Consider the following 9124-nt stretch of genomic DNA (forward strand, 5'->3'; position numbering starts at 1 on the left):
CAATCTGAGCCATGATCAAACTCTTCAATTTAAGATTTTGTCGGCTCAATGAATACTGAACATTACATAAGTAATGTTTGAATTGACTGTGCTGAATCCGAAGATTCAATGGTCACTTCGTATCATTGAAACCTAAATTGTTTCCGAAGAAACTATTTGGATTATCATCAACGAGTGCCCACACAGATTGATAGGTCTATATTGTTAAAGAGCTTGCTTTGCGAGAAGTTTTTCTCTCAAAGCGGAGGTGCATTCTAGCGATTTAGTTGTTAGTGTCAAACACTTTTTTAAACTAATTTTTTGTAGAAGCTTTTTACCTCTTCGACCCTGCTGAAGCCTTGTGACGTCTGCCGTGTCGATGGATGCGCATTATAGGGAGAAGATTTTCTTTGGCAATACTAAAAATGCATTTTTTCTAAAAAAACATGCCAAATGGATACTTTCCATCCAACCCTAAAATTACCCATAAATAACACTCAGGATTTATACAATTTACCCACAAAAAGCTGTGGATAACTACTCATTACTATCAAAGAAATAAGAAATACGCGAACGCGGATTTAGATACTCTTTTACTTTATCCGGTAATTTTGACGGATGAATCGCGTTAACTATCTTTATATCTTTTGAGGCAAGATCAATGATTGGCGCTTGAGTCCTTGGTACTGATGGATCGTAAACCAAGACATTCGGGAATAATAAATGCGATGCATTCACTGAGATAACCAGGCCGACCATATTATTAGAAAGCTGAACTACGGTACCCGGAGGAAACACGCCCATAAACTTAATTAGGATGTTCAGGTTCTCTTCTTTATATAGGTGTTTACAGTTCTTATATAAATGAGAGAGTGCGGTATAAGGAATCTTTTGATCTGAGACTATCGGTGTATGACACAAGTTATCAAACGCATTGGCTACAGCAATAATTTGAGCAAACTCGTTGATCTCATCTCCTTTCAGGCCTTTAGGATAACCAGATCCATCTCTTAGCTCATGGTGCTGCGCGATCACAATTCTCGCGACTTCGGGAAAAGCCTCGATTTGACTCGCAAGATCGACGCCATATTTAGTGTGCAACTTTAAGTAATTAGTTTCTGGCTCTGTTAGAGGTAGTTGCTTTCTTAATATTGCAGTCGGGATTTTTATTTTCCCGATATCATGGAATAGTGCGGAAAAGGAAAGCTCTTTCAACTGTGCTGCTGAGTACCCTTTAGCACGGCCAATCATCATCGAGATAACAGCCACGTTCAATGAGTGGAAATAAATATCTTCAAACTCATTTTTTCCGTTCATCAGATGTAACGTAACATTATCATCGCACATTAACTTCTCGACGATATCTTCAATAAGAAGCTTTGCTTCATCAACTGCTGCTGTCGGACGGTTACGGATTTTAGTCATGACTGAACGCATACGAGCCAGAGAGCGCTCAAACTCTTTTTCACACTGAATCACGCGTCGACGGTATGCACTTAACTTTTCTATGCGGTTTTGTTTTTCTTGCCACATTTTTTGAGTTTCATGATCTAACGACGCTTCATTTGTTACTCTGTCAGCTTGTCTTTGATCAACAGGGAGTGGAACGGCATCGCTTTGCTCTGGATTAAAGTAAACGAACTTTACGCCGAGGTGGCGGATCATCTCGACTTGCTCTTGGTCTTTAATCTTAAAGCTATTGAGTAGAAAGGGGTGATCGTTCCACTTTAGCGGAAGACGGATATGTAATCCGGGTTGAATACGATCGACCGTTAGTTTAATGGCTGCCACTTATTCACTACTGATTTATATTTCTTAAGAGAGTTAGAATACTAGTAAATTTTGTGAATAAATTCATCAGTAACTATCAAAACATCAAACCGTTATTTCTAAGCGACTCACTTGATTAGATAGAAGTAAGCTACTTTAAGGAGCGATCTGCTTTGCGTATTTTAAGCTTGGCCTCGAACACAGGCTTGTCTATTACTTCTTGACCTTTGACTAGTCCCATTAACGTTTGTACCGCTACACGGGCCATGTCACTGATAGGAAAGTGCACTGCTGATACTGTAGGGTAAAGACTTTCACAAAGATCAACACTGTCAAAGCTAGTTAATGAGATTTGCTCTGGTACAGAAATACTGTGCTCGTGTAAGTACTGCATTGCGCCAACCGTCATTTCTTCACTGCACGAAAAGACAGCCGTCACATCAGGGTGTCGTTGTAAAATTGCAGCCATTGCATCATAACCACTTTGCCGGCCATAATTCCCTTCTTCACACCAGCTTTCATCAATATCTATACCAGCATCCTTCATTGCATCAATATACCCAAGCTTTCTCAATACACTGTTATGACGTTGGGATGGACCGGCAATACAAGCAATCTTTCGATGACCACCAGCTAAAAGGTGCTCAACGGCAATACGGCTTGCATGATGATGGTTAAAGATAACACAACGCTCTTCTATTCCTTCCACGTAGCGATCCAGGAGAACGAAAGGTGTTGGCTGTTTAGCTAATTCACGTAAGTCATCATCTGACAAATAACGACTATGAAGTACATAGCCGTCACAACGTAAATCATTAAAACGCTGAATTGCCTCTTTTTCACCTTGTGCAGAATGATGGCCTTGAGCTGTAATCAAAAACTTCTTATGAATATCTAGCTCGGTTTGAACCTGCTCCATCATCTCGCCAAAGAAGCCCCCCGTATAGTAAGTCACCAATAACCCAACCATATTACTGGATGAGGTTGCGAGTGAACGAGCAATTGCACTGGGACGATAATTCAATTGCGCCATAGCTTGCTCTACTTTTTTTCGAGTTTCCTCGCGAAATTTCCCCTCTCCATTAATAATTCGAGAAACGGTAGAGCGATTTACACCGGCGAGTTCGGCTACATCTTTAATCCTTGCCATAATGCTATTGGGTCCAACTGCAATTGTTATTAAATATTCGTTTGTGTAGAACGGCTGCCAGCAATTCGTAAGGTGCTATAGGGGGCGAAGCTGGCAGCCTTTAATCATACACCGACCGTTTGATTGGTAGAAACAAGCTCAGAGTAATCCGTGACAGTTATACCATGATGAGCTAACTGTTCTTTTAAAATGGGAGAGGTAAGAACTTGTAACTCTAGCTCTCGCTGAAGCGCATAGCCACTCTTTAAGATAAGCGCCTGATCGGCCTCTGCCGGGTGGCACATCACCTCAACCAAGTCATAGTCAGCTTTTAAGCTCAATAAATGTGCCATTAAACCATCCAAGCTCACTTTTTGGTCATAAAACTCATCAGTAAAGATATACCTGATTGTCATCGATTCTTGACACAAGCCAGTGCCCCGCAGTGGCACTCGGTATTCATTCGCTACTTCTTTAATAACGGGCAAAATTTGAGGGTGAGTATGCGCGTGATGATGGCTATCTAAGTGGCTTAGCTCTAACCCAAGCGATAGAAAATGTTCCACCTGAGCTTTTGCTTCATCATAAACGACCTGAGTTTCGAAGTCCTGCTTACTCCAAAGTTCGTCATAATTGATAAAGTGCGCTCGGCCGTTGGTCAAGTTAGGATGCTTCGTTATAGGCACACCTGCTGTAAACCTAAGATGAACGCCAATTTTCAAGTCTGGATTATGGCGAGCTAGTTCTAAGGCATGTTGCTCAGCATCCATACCCACCATCATGGTGGTTGAATGAACCACACCTTGCTGATGAGCTTTAACGATGCCGCTATTTACACCTCTCGTTAAACCAAAATCATCAGCATTAAAAATGACTTTCATCGGCGCCCTTCCTTAGTCTTACAACGTCGTTAGTTTAAATTGAGGTAAATACGGAGCGTTCACCGCCAGAATATCATCCAGAATTGACTTGGCGCGGCCAATGTCAGGCACCAATGGGTTATTGGTTAATGCCATAAGCGCCTTGTCATAATTACCTTCGACAGCAGCTTCTATTGTTAGCTGCTCATACGCTTTAACTTGATGGAGTAATCCTTTGATATTGTTTGACAACTCGCCAACCGCAAGAGGTTTCGCCCCCCAGCTACCAATCACGGCACTACATTCAATCACAGCATCGTCAGGTAGGCCGTTGATCGCTCCATTATTTAAAACGTTAACAACATGAATACTATTACGATTGTTATAAATTGAATCAACTAGGTTCAGTGATGCATCAGAATAATAAGCACCACCCCGCTCCTCTAACTCTTTCGGCTTATGATCGAGGGTAGGATCTTGATAGAGCTTAAATAGCGCATTTTCTGTTTCCATTACCTGCTCAGCACGAGTGCCTTTTTCATCGGCACTTTGTTTCTCTTCAGCAAGCATGGCATCAGTTTGGTAGAAGTAACGATGATAAGGACATGGTATCGCCCCCAGTGCTTTTAGAAATGCCGGATCCCACGGCTCTTCCCAGATATTCTTCATACTGAAGTTGGCACCATCACCGACTTTCTCTAATACCGTTTGAGTAATATCTTCCCCATTGAGCCATGCTTTGTGTACCCACACGAGATGGTTTAACCCAGCAAACTCAAGTTGTAGCTCTTTTGGCTCGCACTCCATCATTTCTGCAATCATCATTTCCATTGAAACGGGCACATTGCATAAACCAATACTTTTTACTTTGGTGTACTTACTGACCGCTTCGGAAACTAAACCCGCTGGGTTGGTGAAATTGAGCATCCATGCGTTTGGAGCCAACTCTTCAATGTCTTTACAGATATCAAGAATGACCGGAATGGTTCGCAGTGCTTTAGCAAAACCACCAGGGCCCGTTGTTTCTTGGCCGATGACGTCGTACTTGATTGGGATTCGCTCATCGTTAGCGCGTGCAGCAAGGCCACCAACACGAAACTGCGTCATCACAAAATCCGCATCTTTTATCGCAGCACGGCGATCGAAACCGGCTTTTATCTCAATTTTTGCTCCGGCTTTATCGACCATTCGCTGAGCCAATCCTTTGATGATCTCAAGCTTCTCAGCTCCTGACTCAATGTCCACAAAATGGATTTTCTTAACGGGTAAATATTCTAAGCGCTTAATAACCCCTTCAACCAATTCCGGGGTATAGCTACTACCACCGCCAATAATGGCAAGTTTGATCGCCTCTCTAGACATTTTCATCCCCCTTTATTTGTTCGAGATTTTTTTGTTCAGTGCGACGATTTCTACAGCCATCTCTTGAGCCAAAATCGTAGTCATTAGGTGATCTTGAGCATGCACCATCACTAACGTCATCGGGACTTTCCCTTCTCCCTGATCTTCTTCAATAAGCTGAGTCTGTATTAAGTGGGCTTTATTAATGCACTCTCTTGCTTGAGAGAGCCTCTCATCAGCCGCTTCAAAATCTTGTTCTCGAGATAAACGCAATGCCTCGTAGCTTAAACTTCTGGCTTCACCAGCATTGCAAATGATCTCCATTACAACCAATTCTTGTTCCATCATTTTCTCTCCGAAAATCGGGCCGCGGTAATTGCGGCCCATTAAGCACAGTTAAGCAGTAACGCCTTCGCCTGACGGCTGCGTATCACCTTTAGTTTCCTTCGTCGTTGGTAGTTCTTGCTCCAACATTTGCTTCTCAAACATTTTGAAGAATGGGAAGTAGATGATTAGATCAAGAATTAATAAACCAATGACGAGCAATACTGGCGCAAAGGTCCAACCGCTACCCCACGAAGCACCTATCAGTGCCGGTGTTGTCCAAGGTGTTGTAGCGACCCCCATACCCACAAAGCCGACATGCACAGCAAAATACGCAATCGTAGCGTTGATGACTGGAGCGAAGACGAACGGGATAAACAAGGTCGGGTTCATCACAACTGGGCTACCGAAGATCACAGGTTCGTTGATTTGGAAAAAGCCAGGCACCGCACTCATTCGACCAATGCTCTTAAGGTGAACAGAACGGCTAAACGACATCAGCATAACAAGAGCAAGTGTTGCACCAGAGCCGCCAATAAAGATGTAAAAATCCCAGAACGGTTGAGTAAATACGTTTGGAATCGGTTCACCTGCAACAAAGGCTTCAATGTTGGCACCAATGTTGGTCAAAAAGATTGGAGAAAGCAGTCCAACAACAATTGCAGCACCATGAATACCCGCAAACCAAAGTAGCTGGCAAAGCAATAAAGCGCCAATAATGGCAGGCAATGAGTTAGACGCACTGATTAGCGGTTTAAAGATAGCCATAACAGCATCTGGAATCAGCATGTCGTACTGGGTTTGTACGAAAAGGCTAAGTGGATATAAGGTAATGAATATCGCTAAGACTGGTAGCAATACTTCAAATGATCGCGCAATCGCCGGTGGCACCTGCTCTGGCATGCGAATCGTAATATTGTGCTTTTTCATAAAACGGTAGAGCTCCACCGAGAAAAATGCACACATCACTGCGGTGAAGATCCCGGTTCCGCCCATGTGAGACATAGACAACGCGCCATCTTTAGCTGGGGCCGCAATGAGTAAAAAAGACATTAGTGACAATACAGCACTCGTGATCCCATCCATCTTGTAAGCCTTCGCTAAACTATAAGCAACGCCCAGCGAAACAAAAATGGTCATGATCCCCATCGACATGTTGTAGGGCATCATTATGGTATCAAAATGTGTAGTGGCGAAATCGAGCCAAATTCGACCAAAAGTAAAGGTTGTATCTTCGGCAAATGGGGGGAATGCAAAAATCAAAATGAAACTACCAACAATAATAAACGGCATTGCGACAATAAAACCGTCTCTCATTGCGCGAACATGGGGCTGATTCCCCACTTTAGCTGCTATAGGGGCTATATGCTTTTCGACTGCGCCTATAATTGCGTCATAAAGCTTCATAGAATCCATCCTTATTTTAGGCAAAAGAATCCCACATCAAATATTTATATTTGATGTACAGTTATCTTTTTAATTTAAAACTATAGTTTAGTTAATTAATTCTAATGCTTGCTCTAGTACTTCTTCTCCCTTCATCATTCCATAATGCTGAGGAGAAATAGCATCAATGTTTTTACCATGCTCTTGCGCCGTTTTTCTTAGCTCTTCTAGCTGAAAACGTACTTGAGGCCCGAGAAGACAAACATCGTACTCTTTAATTGCATCTTCAAACGCATTCACTGACATTGCATCAATTCTGCACTCAATTCCTTTATTTTCAGCAGCTTGCTCCATTTTCTTAACAAGCATACTGGTGGACATCCCTGCGCTACAGCATAAAAGGATCTTTTTCATAGCCTTACTCCCGTTGTGTAAATTTCAACCTGTAAAAACTGTAGCAAAAATAACCAAGACAAAAAAGCGCAACCGGTTGCATTATTCGTGAACACAATCCCAATTTAGAAAATACCACCTATTTTTTTGTAATTATTTAGGTCTAGGATAAAAGTCATAAAATAATTTAAGACATCACATTAAGTTTCAAATTATCAATATTTTACTACTGACAACGTCGTTATTAATTTCTTAAAAGGAATAGAGAATGAAATTTAATAAATTGGCTATTGCAACGCTTGTAAGTGCCGCACTATCACAACACTCATTTGCTCAAACCGACTCTAAAGGCACCATTTATCTAACGTTTGATGATGGACCAATCAATGCATCTATTGACGTTATTCAAGTACTTAACCAGGAAGATATCAAAGCGACGTTTTACTTTAATGCTTGGCATTTAGATGGAATTGGTGATGAGAATGAAGACCGTTCCCTAGAAGCCTTAAAGTTCGCATTAGACACTGGTCATATTGTTGCGAACCACAGTTACGATCACATGGTGCACAACTGCGTGGATGAATTTGGACCGAACAGTGCTACGGAGTGTAATGCGACCGGGGACCACCAGCTTAACTCGTATCAAGACCCTGTTTACGATGCCTCAATGTTTACGGAAAACTTATCTGTGTTAGCAAAGTATTTGCCGAACATTACAAGCTACCCGAACTACAAGGCAACAGAGTTTGCTAGACTGCCCTACACCAACGGTTGGCGCGTGACGAAAGACTTCAAAGCAGATGGGTTATGTGCCACGTCTGATAACCTGAAACCTTGGGAACCAGGATATGTATGCGATACATCCAACCCATCCAACAGTGTAAAAGCAGCTATCGAGGTTCAAAATATCCTAGCGAATAACGGCTATCAAACTCACGGTTGGGATGTGGACTGGGCACCCGAAAATTGGGGCATTGAAATGCCAGCAAACAGCCTTACAGAAGCAGAAGCATTTCTTGGATATGTGGATTCCGCGTTAAACACTTGTGCACCAACAACGATTAACCCGATCAACTCCAAAGCTCAAGAGTTCCCATGTGGTACACCTTTACACGCCGATAAAGTTATCGTATTAACTCACGAGTTCCTATTTGAAGATGGTAAGCGTGGCATGGGTGCAACGCAAAACCTACCTAAGCTCGCTATGTTTATACAGTTAGCAAAACAAGCGGGTTATGACTTCGACACAATGGATAACTACACACCGAACTGGCAAGTTGGTCATAACTACGACGCTGGCGATTACGTCTTACACCTAGGTACTGTATACCAGGCTGTAACAAACCATACTGCACAACAAGATTGGGCACCGTCTCCAACCTCTAGCCTCTGGACAAATGCGGACCCAGCCACTAACTGGACTCTGAATGTTTCCTATAAACAAGGCGATGTGGTGACTTATCAAGGTTTGCGTTATCTAGTTGATGTACCGCACGTGTCCCAAGCAGACTGGACTCCGAACACTCAGAATACCTTGTTCACTGCTCTATAGGCTGTTCCTACTATCACCATGTAGTAGTTTGCGCGAGGCATACCCTCGCGCTTTTTTGTTTTGAAGATCAATATACAACAAAGCCCCGACTTTCATCGAGGCTCTGTCTTAAAATATGGTACCGGTGGACAGAGTTGATTGGACTGGCATCCCTGCCGCCACCGCGAAGGCAACGCTAACTTCCTTTTGATATTTACGAGCACCTAAAACGACGAAAGGCCGCTATAAAAGCGACCTTTCTATGTATGGTACCGGTGGGCGGACTTGAACCGCCACGCCCGAAGGCAACGGATTTTGAATCCGTCGTGTATACCAATTTCACCACACCGGCATCTTTGGGCTATTGCCCTTTGATGGTTGGCATTATACGTAAGCTTTTGACCTGCGCAA

The 9124-nt window shown here is 42.8% G+C and carries 8 protein-coding genes and 1 tRNA gene; 1 reads left to right on the forward strand and 8 read right to left on the reverse strand.

The window, feature by feature from the left end:
- Positions 1 to 516: 516 nt before the first annotated feature.
- From IQP38_RS18230 to IQP38_RS18260, 7 genes are all read right to left on the reverse strand, one after another.
- Positions 517 to 1770 (reverse strand): HD-GYP domain-containing protein, encoded by a 1254-nt coding sequence (locus tag IQP38_RS18230; protein ID WP_017636172.1) that lies wholly within the window; start codon positions 1768 to 1770, stop codon positions 517 to 519.
- 130 nt (positions 1771 to 1900) lie between these two features.
- Positions 1901 to 2899 (reverse strand): LacI family DNA-binding transcriptional regulator, encoded by a 999-nt coding sequence (locus tag IQP38_RS18235; RefSeq protein WP_017636173.1) that lies wholly within the window; start codon positions 2897 to 2899, stop codon positions 1901 to 1903.
- 104 nt (positions 2900 to 3003) lie between these two features.
- Positions 3004 to 3759 carry a chitin disaccharide deacetylase gene (gene chbG, locus IQP38_RS18240; RefSeq protein ID WP_193837848.1) on the reverse strand — a complete coding sequence of 252 codons (756 nt, stop codon included), beginning with the start codon at positions 3757 to 3759 and terminating at the stop codon, positions 3004 to 3006.
- A gap of 18 nt (positions 3760 to 3777) precedes the next feature.
- Positions 3778 to 5100 (reverse strand): 6-phospho-beta-glucosidase, encoded by a 1323-nt coding sequence (locus tag IQP38_RS18245; RefSeq protein ID WP_005381048.1) that lies wholly within the window; start codon positions 5098 to 5100, stop codon positions 3778 to 3780.
- A gap of 12 nt (positions 5101 to 5112) precedes the next feature.
- Entirely contained in the window at positions 5113 to 5424 is a 312-nt protein-coding gene (locus tag IQP38_RS18250) for a PTS lactose/cellobiose transporter subunit IIA (RefSeq protein ID WP_025767646.1), read from the reverse strand.
- 51 nt (positions 5425 to 5475) lie between these two features.
- Positions 5476 to 6810 carry a PTS sugar transporter subunit IIC gene (locus IQP38_RS18255; RefSeq protein WP_005381064.1) on the reverse strand — a complete coding sequence of 445 codons (1335 nt, stop codon included), beginning with the start codon at positions 6808 to 6810 and terminating at the stop codon, positions 5476 to 5478.
- An 87-nt stretch (positions 6811 to 6897) separates the two neighbouring features.
- Positions 6898 to 7203 carry a PTS sugar transporter subunit IIB gene (locus tag IQP38_RS18260; RefSeq protein ID WP_193837849.1) on the reverse strand — a complete coding sequence of 102 codons (306 nt, stop codon included), beginning with the start codon at positions 7201 to 7203 and terminating at the stop codon, positions 6898 to 6900.
- A gap of 247 nt (positions 7204 to 7450) precedes the next feature.
- Between IQP38_RS18260 and IQP38_RS18265 the strand changes: the two genes are divergently transcribed.
- On the forward strand, positions 7451 to 8734 hold the full coding sequence (locus tag IQP38_RS18265; protein WP_017636176.1) for a carbohydrate-binding protein: 1284 nt from the start codon (positions 7451 to 7453) through the stop codon (positions 8732 to 8734).
- A gap of 246 nt (positions 8735 to 8980) precedes the next feature.
- Here IQP38_RS18265 and IQP38_RS18270 read toward each other — a convergent pair.
- A tRNA-Leu gene (locus IQP38_RS18270) sits at positions 8981 to 9065 on the reverse strand.
- Positions 9066 to 9124 lie beyond the last annotated feature (59 nt).

The organism is Vibrio sp. OPT41 (genome assembly GCF_015163595.1).
GTDB classification, from domain to species: domain Bacteria; phylum Pseudomonadota; class Gammaproteobacteria; order Enterobacterales; family Vibrionaceae; genus Vibrio; species Vibrio alginolyticus.